This window comes from Streptomyces sp. NPDC093225, assembly GCF_044753805.1.
Classification (GTDB): Bacteria; Actinomycetota; Actinomycetes; order Streptomycetales; family Streptomycetaceae; genus Streptomyces.
Genome location: NZ_JBIVNX010000002.1, coordinates 381,410 through 399,679, shown reverse-complemented (window position 1 = coordinate 399,679; position 18,270 = coordinate 381,410). Strand labels below are relative to the sequence as shown.

Annotated in this window: 19 protein-coding genes and 2 pseudogenes; 9 read left to right on the top strand and 12 right to left on the bottom strand. The window is 71.6% G+C overall.

The annotated features are described in order from the left end of the window. The first annotated feature begins 40 nt into the window (after window positions 1-40). Window positions 41-988, top strand: coding sequence for an AraC family transcriptional regulator (locus ACIQCH_RS03810; protein WP_402577569.1), 948 nt, complete (start codon window positions 41-43; stop codon window positions 986-988). Between the two features lie 68 nt (window positions 989-1,056). On the opposite strand, the gene ACIQCH_RS03805 is transcribed toward ACIQCH_RS03810, so the two are convergent. Beyond that, window positions 1,057-1,452, bottom strand: a complete 396-nt coding sequence (locus tag ACIQCH_RS03805) for a hypothetical protein (RefSeq protein ID WP_402577567.1) — start codon at window positions 1,450-1,452, stop codon at window positions 1,057-1,059. A 73-nt stretch (window positions 1,453-1,525) separates the two neighbouring features. Next, window positions 1,526-1,945 (bottom strand): hypothetical protein, encoded by a 420-nt coding sequence (locus tag ACIQCH_RS03800; protein ID WP_402577565.1) that lies wholly within the window; start codon window positions 1,943-1,945, stop codon window positions 1,526-1,528. A 327-nt stretch (window positions 1,946-2,272) separates the two neighbouring features. Here ACIQCH_RS03800 and ACIQCH_RS03795 point away from each other — a divergent pair, with 327 nt between their 5' ends. From ACIQCH_RS03795 to ACIQCH_RS03785, 3 genes are all read left to right on the top strand, one after another. After that, window positions 2,273-3,067 (top strand): MarR family transcriptional regulator, encoded by a 795-nt coding sequence (locus tag ACIQCH_RS03795; protein ID WP_402577563.1) that lies wholly within the window; start codon window positions 2,273-2,275, stop codon window positions 3,065-3,067. A gap of 126 nt (window positions 3,068-3,193) precedes the next feature. Next, window positions 3,194-3,604, top strand: coding sequence for a roadblock/LC7 domain-containing protein (locus tag ACIQCH_RS03790; RefSeq protein WP_402577561.1), 411 nt, complete (start codon window positions 3,194-3,196; stop codon window positions 3,602-3,604). Between the two features lie 32 nt (window positions 3,605-3,636). Further along, on the top strand, window positions 3,637-4,041 hold the full coding sequence (locus ACIQCH_RS03785; RefSeq protein ID WP_402577664.1) for a hypothetical protein: 405 nt from the start codon (window positions 3,637-3,639) through the stop codon (window positions 4,039-4,041). A gap of 435 nt (window positions 4,042-4,476) precedes the next feature. Here ACIQCH_RS03785 and ACIQCH_RS03780 read toward each other — a convergent pair whose 3' ends face one another. The 3 genes from ACIQCH_RS03780 to ACIQCH_RS03770 all read right to left on the bottom strand — a co-directional run bounded on the left by ACIQCH_RS03780 (window position 4,477) and on the right by ACIQCH_RS03770 (window position 6,625). After that, window positions 4,477-5,226 carry an anti-sigma factor gene (locus ACIQCH_RS03780; RefSeq protein ID WP_402577559.1) on the bottom strand — a complete coding sequence of 250 codons (750 nt, stop codon included), beginning with the start codon at window positions 5,224-5,226 and terminating at the stop codon, window positions 4,477-4,479. Next, on the bottom strand, window positions 5,223-5,810 hold the full coding sequence (sigK, locus tag ACIQCH_RS03775; protein ID WP_402577557.1) for an ECF RNA polymerase sigma factor SigK: 588 nt from the start codon (window positions 5,808-5,810) through the stop codon (window positions 5,223-5,225). Before sigK ends, ACIQCH_RS03780 begins: the two co-directional genes overlap by 4 nt. A 404-nt stretch (window positions 5,811-6,214) precedes the next feature. Then, window positions 6,215-6,625, bottom strand: a complete 411-nt coding sequence (locus ACIQCH_RS03770) for an ATP-binding protein (RefSeq protein ID WP_402577555.1) — start codon at window positions 6,623-6,625, stop codon at window positions 6,215-6,217. A 238-nt stretch (window positions 6,626-6,863) separates the two neighbouring features. Between ACIQCH_RS03770 and ACIQCH_RS03765 the strand changes: the two genes are divergently transcribed. The 4 genes and pseudogenes from ACIQCH_RS03765 to ACIQCH_RS03750 form a co-directional block, all read left to right on the top strand. After that, window positions 6,864-8,444 (top strand): molybdopterin-dependent oxidoreductase, encoded by a 1,581-nt coding sequence (locus ACIQCH_RS03765; protein WP_402577553.1) that lies wholly within the window; start codon window positions 6,864-6,866, stop codon window positions 8,442-8,444. Window positions 8,445-8,512: 68 nt separating this feature from the next. After that, on the top strand, window positions 8,513-9,130 hold the full coding sequence (locus tag ACIQCH_RS03760; protein ID WP_402577551.1) for a fasciclin domain-containing protein: 618 nt from the start codon (window positions 8,513-8,515) through the stop codon (window positions 9,128-9,130). A gap of 454 nt (window positions 9,131-9,584) precedes the next feature. Continuing rightward, window positions 9,585-9,743, top strand: a pseudogene (locus ACIQCH_RS03755) (molybdopterin-dependent oxidoreductase); the annotation flags it as partial. Continuing rightward, window positions 9,707-10,174: pseudogene (locus tag ACIQCH_RS03750) on the top strand (hypothetical protein); the annotation flags it as partial. The pseudogenes ACIQCH_RS03755 and ACIQCH_RS03750, both read left to right, overlap by 37 nt. Window positions 10,175-10,219: 45 nt before the next feature. Here ACIQCH_RS03750 and ACIQCH_RS03745 read toward each other — a convergent pair. The 5 genes from ACIQCH_RS03745 to ACIQCH_RS03725 form a co-directional block, all read right to left on the bottom strand. After that, on the bottom strand, window positions 10,220-11,173 hold the full coding sequence (locus tag ACIQCH_RS03745) for a sigma-70 family RNA polymerase sigma factor (protein WP_402577549.1): 954 nt from the start codon (window positions 11,171-11,173) through the stop codon (window positions 10,220-10,222). A 14-nt stretch (window positions 11,174-11,187) separates the two neighbouring features. Continuing rightward, window positions 11,188-12,402 carry an NAD(P)/FAD-dependent oxidoreductase gene (locus tag ACIQCH_RS03740; protein ID WP_402577547.1) on the bottom strand — a complete coding sequence of 405 codons (1,215 nt, stop codon included), beginning with the start codon at window positions 12,400-12,402 and terminating at the stop codon, window positions 11,188-11,190. Window positions 12,403-12,527: 125 nt separating this feature from the next. After that, on the bottom strand, window positions 12,528-13,319 hold the full coding sequence (locus ACIQCH_RS03735) for a hypothetical protein (protein WP_402577545.1): 792 nt from the start codon (window positions 13,317-13,319) through the stop codon (window positions 12,528-12,530). A gap of 297 nt (window positions 13,320-13,616) precedes the next feature. Next, window positions 13,617-14,561, bottom strand: a complete 945-nt coding sequence (locus tag ACIQCH_RS03730; protein WP_402577543.1) for an NAD-dependent epimerase/dehydratase family protein — start codon at window positions 14,559-14,561, stop codon at window positions 13,617-13,619. Between the two features lie 50 nt (window positions 14,562-14,611). Then, entirely contained in the window at window positions 14,612-15,556 is a 945-nt protein-coding gene (locus ACIQCH_RS03725) for an alpha/beta hydrolase family protein (protein WP_402577541.1), read from the bottom strand. Between the two features lie 291 nt (window positions 15,557-15,847). Here ACIQCH_RS03725 and ACIQCH_RS03720 point away from each other — a divergent pair, with 291 nt between their 5' ends. After that, the gene (locus tag ACIQCH_RS03720; RefSeq protein ID WP_402577539.1) at window positions 15,848-16,438 is read left to right on the top strand and encodes a TetR/AcrR family transcriptional regulator; all 591 of its coding nucleotides are present in this window, start codon (window positions 15,848-15,850) and stop codon (window positions 16,436-16,438) included. A 255-nt stretch (window positions 16,439-16,693) separates the two neighbouring features. Here the strand turns inward: ACIQCH_RS03720 and ACIQCH_RS03715 are convergent, their stop codons facing one another. Then, entirely contained in the window at window positions 16,694-17,290 is a 597-nt protein-coding gene (locus ACIQCH_RS03715) for an NADPH-dependent F420 reductase (RefSeq protein WP_402577537.1), read from the bottom strand. Window positions 17,291-17,336: 46 nt separating this feature from the next. Further along, the gene (locus ACIQCH_RS03710) at window positions 17,337-18,155 is read right to left on the bottom strand and encodes a 3'(2'),5'-bisphosphate nucleotidase CysQ (RefSeq protein ID WP_402577535.1); all 819 of its coding nucleotides are present in this window, start codon (window positions 18,153-18,155) and stop codon (window positions 17,337-17,339) included. Between the last annotated feature and the right edge of the window lie 115 nt (window positions 18,156-18,270).

Below are 18,270 nucleotides of genomic sequence, written 5' to 3'. Positions count from 1 at the left end.
CTGTCAGATCGTCTCGCCCCGCAAGCCCTAGAGTGGCGCCATGGACATCCTGAGCGACACCCTCGAAGTCCTGCGTACGGGACGCCCGATGGTGACTCGCACCGACGCGCACGCCCCGTGGGCCCTGACGTTCCAACCCGTCTCGGGCGCCGGATTCCACGTGGTCGTGGAAGGGCACTGCCACCTGCTGCCACCGCACGGCCGACCGATCGCGCTCGGACCCGGCGACATCGTGTTCCTCCAGCGCGGCAGCGGACACACCCTGTGCGACGTGCCGGGCCGCGATCCGGTGGACTTCGTACCGGACCGTGTGGACCGTTCCTCGCCGATCGGCCAGGTCACGGTGGACGGACCGGGACCGCACACGGTGCTGGTGTGCGGCGCGTACGCGATCGACGTCGACCGCCCGCATCCGCTGTTCGGCGACCTGCCGGAGGTCGTCCACCTCCCCGCGGTTCCCGGCCGCCACCCGGTGCTGCGCTCGGCGGTCGATCAGCTGTGCGCCGAGTTCCACACGCCGCAGCCGGGCTCGGACGCGGTCGTCACGGCGCTCGTCGATCTGCTGCTGCTGTACATCCTCCGGTCGTGGTACGCCGAACTACCGAAGGAGCGGACCCGGGGCTGGGCGGCCGCGCTGACCGACCCGGCGGTCGCCCCGGCCCTGAAGGCGATCCACGACGATCCCGGCCATCCCTGGACCGTGGAGTCCCTCGGCACCCGCGCCGGGCTGTCCCGCGCCGCGTTCGCCCGCCGCTTCGCCTCGGTGGTGGGCGAGCCGCCGTTGACGTACCTGACCAACTGGCGGATGGCCACCGCGGCGCGGTTGCTGCACCGCTCGCCGACCCCGCTGAGCACCATCGCCCAGCACACGGGGTACGGGTCGGAGTTCGCCTTCGCCAAAGCGTTCAAACGACACTTCGGATCGCCACCGGGGGCCTACCGCAAGCAGGCCAGGACGGCAGGCGACGAACCACGGGGACACGACTGACGGCGAGTCGTCGGTGTCGTCGGTGTCGTCAGTGTCGTCGGCCACCACCCACCCACCGACCGGACGGCTCAGGGCCCGGACGAGTCCTCCGCGCCGGGCCGCTGCGGGCGTTTGACACCGCTGCACGCCAAGAGCTCGGTCCCGGTGGCGTCGAAGTACAGATTGAAGAACCAGACCCCGTCCGCTGGTTTGACGGTCCCGGCACACAGTTGCTCGCCGCGGTGCCGTGCAAGGATCTCGACGGTCTCCTCGAGCCCGACGGTCTCCTGCAGGCCGCGGGCCGACGACCGTCTCAGCCTCGTCGCGGCGATCCCGTGGACCATCCACTGGGGCACCGACTCGTACGAGACCTGCACCTCGGCGCCGGCGGCGACGGCCTCGCGCGCCGGCTTGCACGCGCTCGTCTGGTCGGTGAGCATCGCGGCGATGTCGGGCCGGCTCGGGGGCTCGTCTTCGGTGGCCATGCGGTGACTGTAGGGACTGGGCGTGGGCGTTGCCGCACCGCGGGCAGCGAGACGGCGACCCATCGGACTCCCCCTAGTCGTAATCCGCCTCGAACCGGGCCAGCGCGGGCCAGTCCAGCGGTCGCACGATCTCGGCCAACCGGCCGAAGGGGTCCTCGCCGGGGTGCTGGAACCACACCACCGACAGCTCGGTGTGCCCGTCGTCGATCACGCCGTCGGGCAGCCAGTACGCAGTCAGCCTCGCCTGCACCCTGACCCGCGGCAGCCAGGTGTCCACCCGCGCGGCCGCATCGGCCCGAATGCCGTCCAGGTCGTGGACGTACAGACCCCGCGACGCCGCCAGCCGCTTCTCCAACTGCCTGATCCTGAACCGACGGTGCAGGTAAGGCGTGCCCTCGATCATGCCCTCGAGGTCGTCCTCCATGTGCAGCTCGCGCAACTCGGCGTGGATCTCACCCACCCGAAACGTACGCAGCCCAAGATCCCCGTTCACGGCGCGCAGCCTAACAACGCGGCCGGGCGGCGTACCCGCCGGGAAGGCGCACCCCGCCGGCCCGTGGCGGACACCCCGGGAGGCGCAGGCCCTCCGATCAGAGAAGACAAATCCGAAACCAAGAAGATTTAAACAGATCGCAACAGTTCACTTGCCGCGAATAAACGGACGTCAAGCCGCCCGCCGAGCATTAATCCTTTAGGCTGACTATCTCTTCCCGGGCTGACGCATCAGGATTTTCAGTTACGGGCGTCCATGGAAAGCGCGGCCGATTGCAGGGGAATGTCAGAAATTGATGTACCGGCCTTCAGGAAACCGTCGCACGTGATGGGGCTGGAACTCGCCAGGGCTTTGACCGAGGCGCCGCTGGACCGGATCTCCGGCACACTGCAGGTGGCCGGGGACCCCGGCGGATCCTTCCATCTCAGTGGCGGCGCCATCGTCGAGGTGGTCTCTCCGGGTGCGCCCGGGGCGGAAACCCTGCTCCTGCGATCCGGCCGTCTCAGTGAAGCCGACTGGGCCTCCGCCACGAGGTCCGGTACCGCAGGACATGCCATCGGAGCCGAGCTCATCGCCCGCGAACTGGTCGGTGCCGCGGAATTACAGCTGATATGCGTGGCGGCCGCACTGGACGGAGCCCTCGCCGTCGGAATGGGCAGGATCGACGGTTTCAGCCTGGACCGAGACGCATACGGCTGTCGACTGGCCGCCCCCCGGGCCATCGAAGCCGACTGGCTGGTACTCGAGGCGGAACGGCGGATCCGGGCCCTCGTCTCGCGCCGCCACCCCTTCTCACCGTTCCGCACCCGGCTCTGCCGGACCGAGTCCGGCACCGCGGCGCTGGACACCGCGGCCGCCGGAGAGCGTCGGGAGGTCCTGCTCCGGCTCAACGGCCGGCGCAGCGCCAGGGACATCGCGTTCCTCCTCGGCCGCAGCCTGTACGCCGTCGCGGTGGAGGTGTCCCGGCTGCTGATGGAGGGGCTGGTCGAAGCGGTGGTCCCCGCCCGGCCCGGGCAACACCTCGTCGGACCCGCCACCACCGCGGGCGGCCTGCCGCGCCGCCTCCCGGGGGCGAGCGGCGTCAACGACGTCCTGCCGCTCCGGCCGGCGGCCGGTCACTAGGGCCTCCCGCGGCGCGCCGCGCAGGACGTACCGGTGGCGGGCCCCGAGCGCCATCGGCGGCACACGCACATGAACGAACACGACAGGAGAGCAGTGACAACCAGGAAAGCCCAGCTGGTAGCAGAGGTGAGGACACTGAGGGACCAGGTCGTCGGCGTCACCGACGTCGTGGTGGCCTCGGTCGACGGCCTGCTGATCACCGCGGAGACCGACGACACCGCGGAACCGGAGAGCCTGGCCGCCCTCACCGCGGCGACCCTCAACATCGCCCGCCGGGCGGGTTCCATGACCAGCAGGGGCGTGCTCCACCACACGGTGTCCCGGTTCACCGACGGCTACCTCGTCACCCACGCCCTCGGCGAGATGGCCCTGATCGGGGTGCTCGGGGACGCGGGCATGGACCTCGCCCGCCTGCACATCGAGGCCCAGGCCTCCGCCCAACGCATCACCACCCTGCTCACCGAACCCGAGGTGGACGCGGCCGCTCCGCGGTACCGGGCGGCAGGACAGACCGACGGAACCGGAGAGGGAGCATGATGAGCGGGTCGGAATCGAGAGCACCGCAGACCATGGCGGGGCGGGTCTCGAGCATCGTCAAGGCCTTGCGCGCCGAAGTACCGGACTGCGTGGCCGCGGGAGTCATCGACATGTCCACGGGCATGCTGCTGGCGGTGGAGACGGTCGACTCGCATCCGCCGGAGGTGCTCGACATGCTGGCGGCAGCCACCCTCGACCTGTTCCAGGGCCGCAACGTGCTGATGATCGAGGGCATCTTCAAGGAGCGCCGCGGGGTCGTCAGCGACCGGCACTACTTCCAGGAGATCCTCGTCAACAGCGACAACCTCGCGCACCTCTTCCTCAGGGTGGAGAGCGACGACGAGGTCGTGGCCGTGGTCGTCTGCCGCAAGACGGTGAACGTGGGCATGCTCTTCGCCCAGGCCCGCCGCGTCCTCAAGGACCAGGGACAGCTGTGACCGGCCCCGCGCCCGCGAGCGCGTTCGGCGCGGCCCACCGCCCCTGACGGCACGTCCGTGCAGGGCCTCCCGACGCCCGTCGACGTCCCGTCGACGGGCGTCGGGAGGCCCGCACCCTCCTCCGGACCGCGGCGGGCCCAAGGATCCGCGGTGAGGGACCGGGGTGCCGCGCTGCTCCTCCGCGCCTCCGGTGAGCGGCGGGACCGGGCCCCGGGAGCCGCACGTCCACGCTCGTCCTGCGGACTCGTCCAGGAGGGTACGGCCGACGGCTCAGCGTGGGCAGGCGGGACGGCCTTCCGAGCCGGTCGTCCGCCTCGTACAGCGTGACCCGACACGAGGACGCGAGTACGTACGCGGCGGCCAGGCCCGCCACCCCCGCGTCTACGACGGCCACATTGCGGGGACGCGCGGAGCCTGTCCGGCGGGGCCTGCGTGTCAGGTGGGAAGGGTCATCAGGAGCAGGGGGACGGTGGTGGGCCGGGGTGATCCTCCGGCGGGTTCGAGGGTGAGGCCGACCGCACCCGCGTCGGCCGGGTTCCCGCTGAGGACGACCGTGCCGTCGTGGTCGATGAATCCGGCCGGGCGCATGGTGCCCTCCTGGGCGAGCCACAGCTGGTAGGTCTTGCCGACTCCGGGTGCGGGAAGGTTGCCGGCGGTGAACACGGCCTTGTTCCGGCGGTCGGATGCGACGACGGTGGTCAGGGCCCCGTTGGCGGCCCGTCCGTGGACGGTGCGGGCATCGGGCGCGGCCAGGACGCTGCTGACCTCGTCCAGTTGCTGCTGCGCCTGGCGGGCCTGCCGCCTGAGGTCCTCTCCGTTCTGCGCCTGCCACAGCGCGACACCGCCGAGGGCGGCAGCGGCCACACTGGCCGCCAGCGCCAGCGGCAGGGCCCCGCGGCGCAGCATGCCGCCGACGGCGCGTGCGGAGGCAGTGGAGGGGACGCGCGGGGGCAGCTGGCGTACGCCGTCGATGGCGGCCATGACCTGCGGCTTGACTGCCGCGGGCGGCGGCTGGGAGGCCGCAGCTCCCAGGCGTGCCGCGGTCGCCCCGAACTCCGCGGCCTCCTGCCGGCACGCCTCGCACGCCTCCAGGTGGGCTTCGAAGTCCTTGCGTTCGGCGGGGTCGAGGGCGCCCAGGGCGTAGGCGGCGGCGAGGGTGTGTGCGTCGGACGTGTGGTGGTTCATGTGGTCACCCCCATGCAGTCGCGGAGCCGGATGAGCCCGTCGCGCATGCGTGTCTTGATGGTGGGAAGCGGTGTGCGCAGGGCTTCGGCGACTTCACGGTAGGTGAGCCCCCGGTAGTAGGCCAGGGTCACCGCCTGTCGCTGGAGTTCGGTCAGGCCGCGCAGGCAGCGCCGGACCTGTTCGCTCTCCAGGCGGGTCTCGACCTGCTCGGCCACCTCGTCGAAGGCGGTGGTGTGCTCGCGGGCGGCCTGGGCCTGTTCGCGGTCGGTGGCGGCTTGGGCGGAGCGGACCCGGTCCACCGCCCGCCGGTGGGCGATGGTCGCGGCCCACGTGGTGACGCTGCCCGCGTCGGGCCGGTAGCGGGCGGCCTGCCGCCACAGGTCGATCATGACCTCTTGGGCGACCTCCTCGGACTGGGCCCGGTCGCGTACGACTTTGGTCACGATCCCGAACACCAGGGGCGCGAGGGCGTCGTAGAGGACGGAGAAGGCCTGTTTGTCGCCGTGGGCGACGTCTCGAACGATCTCGACCAGATCACCGCGCCCCGCTGCGGGGCCGGCGCCGAAGGGGACCGGTTGGTTCACCGGCGCTGCTCCGGTCGTGGCGAGAGGGCGAAGGGGCGGCCGGGTGCGGCCGTCGGGGGGCGGGGTGTCCATCGCATGCCGGTCCTTGACTTCTCGCGCTCAGACAGGGCCGGACCGTCCCGAGGGCGTCCCGGCCACCGGAGCAGGTGGGCGTGTCAGCTGTTCTTCGTAGCGGACGGGGGTGCGGACGGGAGGGCATTTCGTCACCCACGACCCGGACGGTTACCCCGTGCGAGGGAACCGTGACGCATCGGCCCAGCCGACGGGCGCGCGGCGGCGAAGGCACGGGGGAGGGAGCCGCAAGGCGTTCGGCGGCTCCCTCACGCGCGGGCAACCACGGGCCAGGGCGGCTGCGGGTGGCTGTCGGCACAGCCACCCGCAGCGCCTTCTGGCCCGTCGCCCCGCTACCAGGTGAGGACCGCGATGACTTGCTTGCCGCGTTCACAGGGGCTGACGAACAGGTCCGCGCCCAGGGCCCGGATGATGTTCAGCCCGCGCCCTCCTTGCCCGGACCGCGCCTTGCCACTGCGTCGCCCGGAGAGTTCGGCTGATCCGTCGCTCACGGCGATTCCCGCCCGCCCCTCCTCCAGGCTGAACGTCAGCGCGTAGGGGCCATCGGCGTGCAGGACCGCATTGGTGACGAGCTCGGAGACGATGAGCACGATGTCCTCGGCGACCGGCCGGGGGCAGGCCGCCGGCCGCAGGGCCATGATCCGTGCCGCCGTTCGACGGGCGTGGAACGCTGCCTGCCCGCCTGGGGGGAGCGGGATGTGCAGCGTTGCCGGACACCCGCAGGATGCGATGGCGGTGTCCATGATGCTTCCTCGTGGTGAGAGCGGCCCCTGTGACAGCAGGCCGAGCGGAGGGGGTGGAACGGGGTTCCGGTGATGCCGGAGGGGCCTCGTACGGAGGATTCGCGCTGGAGCGCCCGACGGATTGCGCTTTCTCACAAAAAGCACCGGCCGTTGGCATCCACTCCCTTGCCCTGGGCACGCGAGGCGAGCGGGTCACTCTTTCGGGTGAGGAACCAATCCGCCGGGCGGATGCCGCCGAATGCCGGGTGTGAGTCCCTTCCGCACCACCCTTCTCCGCGCCGCGGCGGGCGCGCTGGCCGGCCTCCTTGCCGCGTTCACGGCGCTCGCGGTCTCCGAGCTGGTCGCAGGGCTGCTCCGGCCGACGGCGGGTCCGGTGACCGTGGTGGGCGGGGCGGTGATCGACCGGACGCCGGCCGCGGTCAAGGACTTCGCCATCCGTACGTTCGGGGAGAACGACAAGGCCGTCCTGCAGCTCGGGATCCTCGTCGTCCTCGCCGCCATCGCCATGGCTCTGGGCATGCTCGGCCTGCGCCACCGCCGCGCTGCCGCCGCCGGCGCCCTGTTCTTCGGGATCGTCGGCGCGGCCGCGGCCCTGAATCGGCCGGACTCCACCGGTACCGGTGACGCGCTCCCCTCCCTCGCCGGAGGGGTTGCGGGCGCCTTCGCCCTCGGCTTTCTGGTGTCCAGAGCCGCCCCCGTGGCGGCCGGAGGCGAGAGCGGCGGGGCCGGATGGAGCAGGCGGGGCTTCCTGACAGCGGCAGCCGTCACCACCGTCGCGGCCACGTCCGCGGGTGCACTCGGCCGGTTCCTCGTCAATCGGCAGGGCCGGGGCGCAGTTGCCTCCCGTGACGCCCTCGTCCTGCCGGCACCCGCCTCTCCGGCCGCTGCGGTCCCGGCAGGGGCCCAGCTGAAGGTGCCCGGCATCAGCTCCTTCACCACACCGAACCGGGACTTCTACCGCGTCGACACCGCCCTGGTCGTTCCCAGGGTCGACGCGGGCACCTGGCGGCTGAGGATCCACGGAACCGGCGTCGCCCGACCCCGTGCGTACAGCTTCGACCAGCTCCTCGCCCGTCCGCTGATCGAGCGCGACATCACCCTCACGTGTGTGTCCAACGAGGTGGGCGGCCCCTACATCGGCAACGCCCGCTGGCTGGGCGTCCCCCTCGCCGCCCTGCTCGCCGAGTGCGGCGTCAGGCCGCCGTCGAAGGGCGGATCGGCCGACCAGCTGGTGGCCCGCTCCGTGGACGGCATGACCCTCGGCTCACCGGTCGAGGACGTCATGGACGGCCGCGACGCGATGCTCGCCGTCGGCATGAACGGTGAGCCGCTGCCGTTCGAGCACGGCTTTCCCGTCCGGATGCTCGTACCGGGCCTGTACGGCTACGTGTCCGCCTGCAAGTGGATCAGCGACATCGAGGTCACCACCTTCGACGCGTACGACCCGTACTGGGTCAGGCGCAAGTGGGCGCGCCGGGCGCCGATCAAGACCCAGGCCCGCATCGACACCCCCAAGCCCTTCGCCCGCCCCAGCGCCGGCACCGTCGTGATCGCCGGCGTCGCCTGGGCCCAGCACCGCGGTATCACCCGCGTCGAGGTCCGCATCGACGACGGCCCCTGGCAGGACGCCGACCTCGCCGTGCAGGACACCGTCGACACCTGGCGGCAGTGGTCCCGTCCCTGGCGTGCCGCCCCCGGCGGACACACCATCACCGTCCGCGCCACCGACGGCACCGGAACGGTGCAGACGGAAGAGCGCGCCCGCACCATCCCCGACGGGGCGAGCGGCCGGCACAGCGTCTTCGTCACCGTCCCCTGACCACCGGACCTGCCCTCAGGCCGGCCCGTTCGCATCGCCAACAGAAACCACTTCAAGGAGAACTCGCCATGAGCAGCATGAAGATCCGCCGTACCGCGATCGCCGTCGCCGCAGCCGCCCTGCTGCCCTTCACCCTCGCCGCCTGCTCCGACTCCGGCAGCGACACCGAGGCCGCCTCCACCACGGCTGCCGGGGATCGGGCCAAGACCGGTGAGCAGCCCTTCGGCCCGGCCTGTGCCGGCGTGCCCAAGGAGGGCGCCGGTTCCTTCGACGGCATGGCCAAGGACCCCGTCGCCACCGCCGCCTCCAACAACCCGGCCCTGTCCACCCTGGTCGCCGCGGTCAAGCAGGCCGGTCTCGTCGACACCCTCAACAATGCGAAGGACATCACCGTCTTCGCCCCGACCAACGACGCCTTCGCCAAGATCCCGAAGGCCGACCTCGACGAGGTCCTCGCCGACAAGGCCACCCTCACCAAGATCCTGACTTACCACGTCGTCGGCCAGAGGCTCGCCCCCGAGCAGCTGGAGAACGGCTCCTTCGAAACCCTCCAGAAGGGCATGGTCACCGCCGCCGGCTCCGGCGAGGCCTACAAGGTCAACGACACCGCTTCCGTGGTCTGCGGCAACGTGAAGACCGCCAACGCCAACGTCTACATCATCGACACCGTCCTCATGCCGAAGTAACAGCTGTCGGCTTCCGCCCCCGTCGCCACGCTTCGGTCAAGCCTTCTCGCCGGCGTCGCCATACCCGTACGAGCCGATCGAAACGACCTGCTGTCGGCTCGTCGGTATCCGGCACCAGACAGCCGGGGCACCCTCTCCGGTTAGTCCGGGAGAGTTGCCCCGGCGCACGGGTGTCCGTCGAAGAGGGCCGGCGGTCGGCACGGCGGGCAGGATGAGCCCGAGGCGGCGAGCACCGATGGGGCCGCCGCCGGGCTGTGGCCGCCACCTCTTCTCGCGGCCACAGCCCGTCACACACCGCCCGACCACTGCCACCTCGGCAGCCGCCTCTCGGAACCACCCTCCAGGACGCATCTCGGTGCTGCGCATCCGGGCCGCCCGGGCGATCCGACGACCAGCGCACGGTCGTCGCCCAAGGGAAGCGGCGGGTCGTTCAGTTCCGTCGTTCTCGCCTCCCAACCAGGTACGCGACGCCCGCTCCCTGCTGGCGGTGGAGGTCAACGGGGCGGTGCTCTCCCGCGACCACGGCTATCCGGCCCGGATCATCGTCCCCAACGCACCCGGTGTCCACAACACCAAATGGGTGGGCCGCCTCACCTTCGGGGAGCCGGCGTGAACCGCTTCCGTGCCCGCTACGGTGCCTCGCCCCTGCACCTCGCCCTGACCCTGTGCTCCTTCGCCCTCGCCCTCTATGCCGGGGTCCGGCTCCTGGACGGCGACACGTGGGGCGTGGCCATGTGGTTCGTCGGTGCCGCCCTGCTGCACGATCTCGTGCTGCTGCCCCTGTATTCGTTCGCGGACCGCGGACTTCAGCGGCTCTTCCCCCAACGGGGCCCCTCCACGGCCGAGCGCCCGACGGCGCTCGGGATCAACCACGTCCGCGTCCCGGCGTTCGTCTCGGGCCTGCTGCTGCTCGTATGGTGGCCACTGGTCCTCGGCCGGGTGGACCACTTCACCGCGGCGACAGCGCTGCCCGCCGACGTGTTCCTCGGCCGCTGGCTGCTGATCACCGCCACGCTCTTCGCCGGCTCGGTGCGGTCATGGCTACGGATGTGGGATGGCAGCGCACGGAGTGCGCCGGGCTCACGGCCGTCACCACTGGGCGATGAGCGGCGTGTCCGGTCCGTCTTGCCGCCAGGCTTCGGTGAGGCGGACGAGGCGGGCGGGGGCGGCGATGCCGCGCACGGTTGCGATCCTTCCGCCTGCGATGTCGAACGTCACGGAGCCGGCGACCCGGTCGCCGACCACGAAGAGGAGTGCGGGAGCTCCGTTGACGACCGCGTAGTGGAGGGCCGGTGTGCCGCCGGCAAGTCGCCGTTTCGCGGGTGTGGGTGTCAGGCCGGCCCGTACGATCGCGGCGATCCGCTGCGGGGTGTCGTACCGCAGCAGCGTCTTGGCCAGACCGCCGGCGCCGTCGGAGATCGCGGTCGCGTCGTCGGTGAGCAGCGCCACCAGGCGTTCGGTGCGGCCCGAGGAGGCGGCGGCGAGGAATTCCTCGACGATCCTGCGGGCGGACGCCCGGTCGACTTCGCCGCCGCCGCGGCGCGCGGCGGTGATGCGCTGTCGGGCCCGGTGGAGGTGCTGCTGGCTTGCGGACTCGGTGATGTCGAGGATCTCGGCGATCTCGGCGTGGCCGTAGGAGAACGCTTCGCGCAGGACGTAGACGGCCCGCTCGTGGGGTGGCAGGCGTTCCATGAGGGTCAGCACGGCCAGGGAGACCGATTCCCGCTGCTCGAAGGTGTCGGCCGGGCCGAGCATCGGGTCGCCGTCGAGGAGCGGTTCGGGCAGCCAGGCACCGGCGGTGCGTTCGCGGCGTACCTGTGCGGAGCGTAGCCGGTCGAGGCACAGGTTGGTGGCGACCTTGGTCAGCCAGGCTTCCGGCACCTTGATCCGCAGCCGGTCGGCAGCCTGCCAGTGCAGGAACGTGTCCTGCACCACGTCTTCCGCGTCGTTGGCGGAGCCCAGCAGCCGGTAGGCCAACGAGGCCAGCCGGTTGCGGCTGGCCTCGAACCGACTGGTGCCGAAGCGATCGATGGTGCTGTCCACGCGGATCACCCTAGTTATCGCCTACGCGGCCACGCGACCGCGTTCTCGTTCGACGCATCCGGTACGGCGGCAAGGCGGTGCTTGCCCTTGGGGAGGCCGAAGGTCGGGTGCGAGGTGGCCCCCAGCGACATCCTGACGATGCCCGCCTTGATCCGCGCGGCCTTCCGGCCGCCCATGTACCTCGGCTTCGCCTGCGCTTCGCCGTCGACCATCTGCAGGATCCCGTCCCGCCGCCCGAGGCCGATGTGGTTGCCCACGTACTCCAGCTTGGTGTGCGCGATCTCGCGGCCGGTCAGGTGTCCCACGATCGCGTTCACGGCCTGCCGGCCGGTGTAGCCGGCCGATGCGCAGGACATCGGCAGTGGCCGGCCGTTGTCCCCGAGGGCGTAGGCGCTGTCGCCGGCGGCGTAGACGTTGCCGTGGGAGACGGACCGCATGGTGCGGTCGACGACGATCCGACCGTCCCGGGTGACCGCCAGCCCGCTCATGGCGGCGATCGGGGTGACCGTGAACCCGGCCGTCCACACGGTCGCGTCGGACGCCAGGACGGTGCCGTCGGCGCACAGCACCCGTGTGGCTCCGACGGCTTCGACGCTGGTGTGCTCCCGGACGGTGACGCCCAGCCGGTCACAGGCCCGGCGCAGGTGGGCGCGGGCGCCGGTGGAGAGCGGGGCGCCCAGCTCGCCGCGGGCGATCAGTGACACCGACAGGCCGGGCCGGGATTCGGCGACCTCGGTGGCGGTCTCGATGCCGGTCAGCCCGTCGCCGACGACCACGACGCTCCCGCCCTCGTCCCGCTTGCTCAGGTCGTCCAGGCGCTCTCGCAGGCGCAGCGCGGCCGGACGGCCGGCGACGTCGAAGGCGTACTCGGCCACTCCGGGGACGTCGTGGTCGGCGCCGTGGCTGCCGAGAGCGTAGACCAGCGTGTCGTAGCCGAGCTCCCCGCCGCCGTCGGGGTCGGCCACGGCGACGACCTGGCGCTCGGGGTCGACGGCGGTGACGCGGGCCAGGCGCAGCCGTATGCCCGTGCCCGCGAACACGTCGGCGAGCTGGGGGGCCTCGATCTCCTGGCCGGCCGCGAGCTGGTGCAGCCGCAGCCGCTGGACGAACTCCCGTTCGGCGTTGACCACGGTGATCTCCGTGTCCGCCGGGGAGAGTCGGCGGGCCAGGGTTCCGGCCGCGTAGGCCCCGGCGTAGCCGGCGCCGAGGACGACGATGCGGTGCTTCATGTGACGCTCCTGTCGGTCCGTTCACTTGCTCTCGGTGACTTGAGCGGAACAGCACCCCGATTCCTGACAGGAACCGCATGTGACGTGGGTCACGGGATCGCAGGGGGTGTCGCCCCCCCTTCTCCTCAATCGGCTTCGGCGCGCGCCTCGACGTCCTCGATGCCCGAGGGGCGGCCGACCCGGACCCAGCGCGCGTAGAACCCGGCGGCGACGGCGAGGGTGGCGGCCAGGGACAGGACCGGCCAGCCGCGCAGCAGGTTCACCAACAGGGTGAAGGCCACCGCGGCGGCCGCGAGGCCGTTGACCCATGCCAGGGCGGTCTTGCCCTCGGTGCGGGCGAAGCGGGTCATGGCCAGCAGGCCGACGAAGAAGCTGACGAACACCGCCACCGCGTAGAAGAGCACCAGCTCCTGCTCCTCACCTGCGGCCGCCACGATGATCACGGCGGCCGCCCCCAGGTAGACGACGACCGACCAGTACGGGGTGTGGTGCCGGTTCACCCGCCCCAGTGCGTTCGGCAGGACACCGGCTCCGAATTCCGGGCCCGCCAACGCTTTGAGCAGCCCGGGTCCCGCCTGGAAGGAGGAGCTCGCGGCGGCCAGCAGGAGCAGGGAGCGCGGCCCGAAGGCCCGCCCGGCCGCGGCGGCCGCTCCGCCGCCCTTGGGGAAGCGGCGTACGAGCTGCCAGTAGTTGGCGGTGACGACCACGACCAGGCCCACCACCAGCGCCATCGTCGGCAGCAGCAGTGCGAGGTCGCCGTGCAGGGCGCGCAGGGCCGCCTCGATGGCGTACGCGACCGAGGACACGGGGTCGGCGATCACCGCGAAGGCGAAGGCGAAGAAGAGGATCGAGCGGCGCGGTCCGCGCCGGGCGCCGGGCCCCGGAACGGGCGCGGGGGGCTGCTGTATGGCGGTCACGGGGATGCCCTTCAGGCGAGAGCCGGGCTCATGGACCAGCCCATGCGCACCCGGCCGCCGACCAGACTTCCCGGCACACCAGGCGCTAAGAGTACGTCAGAACCACGTCAATGAATATCCGAAATGCACTGCCCTCCAGGGGAGTCAAGGCACGAAACGACGGGGCGCCCAGGAAACATGCACGGATCGCGGCCCACAGCCACCACGATCCCCGGCAGCCCCCTCGCGGACCCCGCACCTCCCAGGCAACCTGCGGCGTGGCCCTGTGGGACGCGGCGGGCCGGCCATCCGCGCCCGTCAGCTGTCGTGGCCTGCGCGGAGCCAGGCGATGTAGTCGGCGGCGGCTCGTTCGGTGTCGTACTCGGGCTGGTAGCCGGTGTCTTCCTCGAGGCGGCTGATGTCGAGGACCAGGTGGGGCGTGGTGCCTCCGGTGGGGAGGTCGACCCGGGCGTCGGGGACCGTCTTCTTGATGGCCCGGCTGATCTGGGCGTTGGTGGTGGCCCGGCCGGATCCGACGTTGTAGGTGCGGTGGTTCAGGGTCTCCGCGAGTTGGAGGAGGGCGATGGCCCGTCCGGTGTCCTTGACGTAGGTGAGGTCGAGCCCGTCCTCGGCCGAGGACGGGTGAACCAGGTGGGTGAGGTCCGGTGTGGTGCCGCGGGCGGCGGCGTGGACCAGGGCGGGCGCGGCGAAGAAGGGGTCCAGGTGGCCGAGCGGGCCCCAGGTGCCGGAGATGCGGTAGTTGACGATGTCGAGGCCGGTGGTGTCGGCGAGGAAGCCGCCGAGCATTTCGCCGACCTTCTTGAAGGTGGGGATGGAGACGGCCGCGGTCATCGACAGCGGGGCGTCCTCCCGCAGCAGTCCGTCGTTCGCGGCACCGAAGTACACGCCGATCGTGCTCGCGACGCCGAGGCGTCGTACGCCCCACTCCTGCGCGGCCTCGGCGATGTTCAGCAGCCCGCCGAGCGCTTGCCGGGTCGCCTCGACGGGCTCGTCGGGGACGGGTGGCCAGGGGTAGGAGCCGGCCAGATGGACGATGCCGGTGATCTCGTGGCGTCGGCCGACGGCGAGCAGGGCCTCACGATCGGTGATGTCCGCCCGCTCGACCTTCACCGGTTCTCCGGCGAGCACGGGCGGGAGTTCGTGGGCGCGTCGCTGAACCACGACGCAGCGTTCGCCCTGGTCGAGCACGGCGCGCACGGTGTGGGATCCGATGAAGCCGAGGCCTCCGGTGACGAGGATCATCAGGCGTCCTTATGCGAATCGGCGTCGATTGTCGGTGGCTGGGCGGTTGTTCACTTGCTCCGCAGCTCCCCCAGCGGCGCGGGGTCTTCCTCCAGGGCGGTGGCTGCCGCCTTCCAGCCGGCGTCGTCGCCCAGCAGGGCCTTGCGCAGGAACGCCGTGGTGAGGTGCTGGATCAGGGCGACGCGGGCCGGGTTCTCGTCGGTGGTCTCGGCGACCTCGTGACCGGGGATGCCGCCGAGCGAGTGCTGCGCGCCGAACAGGGTGAGCAGGCTCTTGTCGGCGGGGCTGTGGGTGTAGGGATCGGTGAACCAGTCCGGTCCGCGGGTGGACAGGTGGGACTGGTCCTGGTCACCGGCGACGATGAGGGCCGGGGCGGCCATGGTGTCGAACGACGGCTTCATGAAGGGGAAGTGCTCGGCGGCGAACGGCGTCAGATCGTCACCCAGGCCGGTCAGCGCCAGCAGCACTCCCGCCGTGACGCGGGGGTCGGACATGTCCTCGCCGGGCGTGCCGTCCGCGTCAAGGACGCGGGCACCCAACAGGGCACTGACCGTCTGGGCTCCCCAGGAGTGTCCCGCGACGGCGATACGGGTCCGGTCGACGCGCCCGGCGAGACCGGGGACGGACGCCTCCAGCACGTCGATGCCGTCCAGCACGCGCACGACGTCCTCGATCCGGTGGCGCCAGATCCGGGGAGTTCGCGGGTCCTCTGCCGGGATGCCGAGCGTCCGGGAGTCGAGGTGGGTGGGCTGGACCACCACGAAGCCGCGTGCGGCCCAGTGGTCGGCCAGCGGGGCGTAGCCGTCCATCGACCAGCCGAAGCCGTGCGAGAAGACGACGACGGGCAGTTCATCGCCGACCGCAGGGGCTGAGGCGCGGACCTGGAGGTCCTCACCCCGTGCGCCCGGGGCGGGCAGGACGAGCGGCTTCACGGACAGCACCGCGGTGGGCGCGCCGGCGGAGTCGTGCGAATCAACATGGATCGAGTCGGACACGAGAAAGCCTTTCGATCAGATTTCGAGGCTTGGTCAAGCGAGTGCCGGCGTGTGGCGGTACCGCCGACGCTGCTGGGGGTGAGAGGGCAACGCGCGGGTTGGGCGGCAGCGTTGACGCCGGGCATGGAGTTCGCGCACTCCCCCGGATTTCCGGCGGAGCACCCGAAGCGACGGCGGCCTGGCCGCCGACCACCCGGTCTGGCATCATGAATGAAACGGAACGTTGTTCCACATACGATACGGAACATGGTTCCGGTTCGCAAGGCCGGTTTCCTTGAACGGAGTGCCAGAGTGACCGCCAGCCAGCAGCCCCCGGGAAGTTCGGCCGGGTCGAAGCGCAAGGACGCCCGCCGCAACCAGCAGACCCTGCTGGAGGCCGCTGCCGAGGTCTTCGCCACCTCGGGCGTGGACGCACCGGTACGCGAGATCGCCACGAAGGCCGGCGTCGGGCTGGGCACCATCTACCGGCACTTCCCCAACCGGGCCGACCTCGTCATCGCCGTCTACCGCCACCAGGTCGACACCTGTGCCGAAGCCGGACCGGCCCTGCTGGCAGCCGGCCCGACACCCTTTGCCGCCCTCGAAGGCTGGGTCGACCTCTTCGTCGACTTCCTGGTCACCAAGCACGGCCTGGCCGCGGCGATGCAGGCCGACAGCACCGGCTTCGAGACGCTGCACGCCTACTTCCTCGACCGCCTGCTGCCGGTGTGCACCCAGCTCCTCGAAGCCGCAGCCACTGCCGGCGAGACCCGCCCCGACCTCGACGCCTACCACCTCATGCGCGGCATCGGAAACCTCTGCATCGGCACCGACACCGACCCCCGCTACGACGCGCGCCGCCTGGTCGCACTCCTCCTCGCAGGCCTGCGGCAACCGCGCTGACCACCACGCCCCCAACCATGGCGGACCAGATCGTCGCCGTCGCATGGACCCCGGTCTGCTGGAGGCGGCCACCACCGCCCGTCCGGAGTGGCTGCGCGGGTACCGGGACCGTTTCGGCATCCCCCGCCTGGTCCTGCGCCGAACATCGCGGCGTGGGTCCTCTGCTGCCGAGCTTTCCGATCTCCTCGGTTTCCGACAGGGTGCGACGATCGTCGAGGGCGTGCGCGCGTCCGATGGGGGATGCCGGGTCCGGGGTCAGCGGGTGATCGAGATCGCGAAGGGGGCGAATCCGCTGGAGCGGATCACGTCGGGAACGAACAGGATCGCGGCCTCCGTTGCGCGGGCGGTCCGGATCCCGCCGAGGTCGGTGATCCATTCGTCGTGCCAGCCGAGGTCGGTGAGGAGTTCGCGGACGGTCTGCTTGGCCCGGGGGTCCTCGCCGGAGAGGAACACGGTGGGCGTCTGGGTGAGTACGGCCGGGGCGGTCATCACCGGGAAGAGCATGGTGTTGAGGGTCTTGACGACGTGTGTTTCGGGAAGTGCCTCCTGGAGTTGCTCGGCGAGGCTCGAGCCGGGGTAGAGCAGGTCGGCGGGTAGGCCGTCCGGTCCGTCCGTGGTGGCGTTGGAGACGTCGACGAGGAGAGTGCCGCGCAGTTCGTCGCGCAGGGCGGCGAGCCGCTCCAGGGAGCCCGCGCCCGGGGTGGCGTTGATGACGATCCGGGCGCGTCGGGCGGCGTCGGAGGCGGCGCCCGGTGTGCGGTCCGCGACGGTCACCTCGTGCCCTGCGCGGGTGAGGGCGGCGGCCAGATTGCCGCCGACGCGGCCGTTTCCGAGTACTGCGATCGTGGTCATGAGGGTGTGGTCCTTCGTCGCGTGTGCGGGGTGGGGCGGTGTTCGGTCAACGTGCGAGGGTGGCGACGGCCTGGGCGTGGACGCCGGGCGCAGCGGCCAGGAAGCCTGCGCTCTGCGGGGTCCAGGGGCGGCCCTCGGCGTCGGAGATCCGTCCGCCGGCCTCGGTGACGAGGAGCGCGCCGGGCAGCAGGTCCGCGCGGGCGCCCGCGAACTGCCAGAAGGCGTCGAGCCGGCCGGCTGCCACGTTCAGCAGGTGCAGGGTCGCGGGCACGGCGACGCGGACGACGAGTGCGTCGAAGAGCATCGCGGTGATCGAGGAGCCGACGCGCCGGACGACGTTCTCGTCCTCGTCGGGCCGGGCCTGGCTGGTGGCCACGACGCTCAGGCCGAGGTCCGCGGTCTGGGAGACGTGCAGGGGCCGGCCGTCGAGGTGGGCGCCCGCGCCGGTGAGCGCGGTGTAGGTCTGGTCGGTCAGCGGCAGGTGGACCGCGGTGAGCACCGGCCGGTTGTCGCGCACCAGGGTGGCGGTCACCGCCCATTCGGGCAGGGCGTGCAGGTGGTTGACGTTGCCCTCGGCCGCATCCACGACCCACCACTCGCCGGACGGCAGCGCGCCGCCGTCCAGCTCGTCCTCCACCCAGCCGGCGTCCGGGCGCAGGCTCGTCAGGCGGGGGCGCAGGATGCCGAGGGCCGTGTCGTCGTTGGCGGCGAGCGCACTCATCAGCTCTTCGCGGGTCTGGTAGGGGACCACCTCGCCGAACCGCTCGCGCAGTGCCGAACCGGCCTCACGCACGGCGGCCGCGGTCTGGTCGAGCAGGTCGGTGTCGGAGACGGCGACGTCAGCGCTCTGCAGCGTTTCGGACATGGCGGAACTCCCGTCCAGGAAAGGGGGGTTGAAGAGGGCTTCGGGCCGGGCGGGCGTTCCGCCCCGGGCCGTGGTGACGACGCTACGCACCCCATCCGTTAACATCAAATGCATG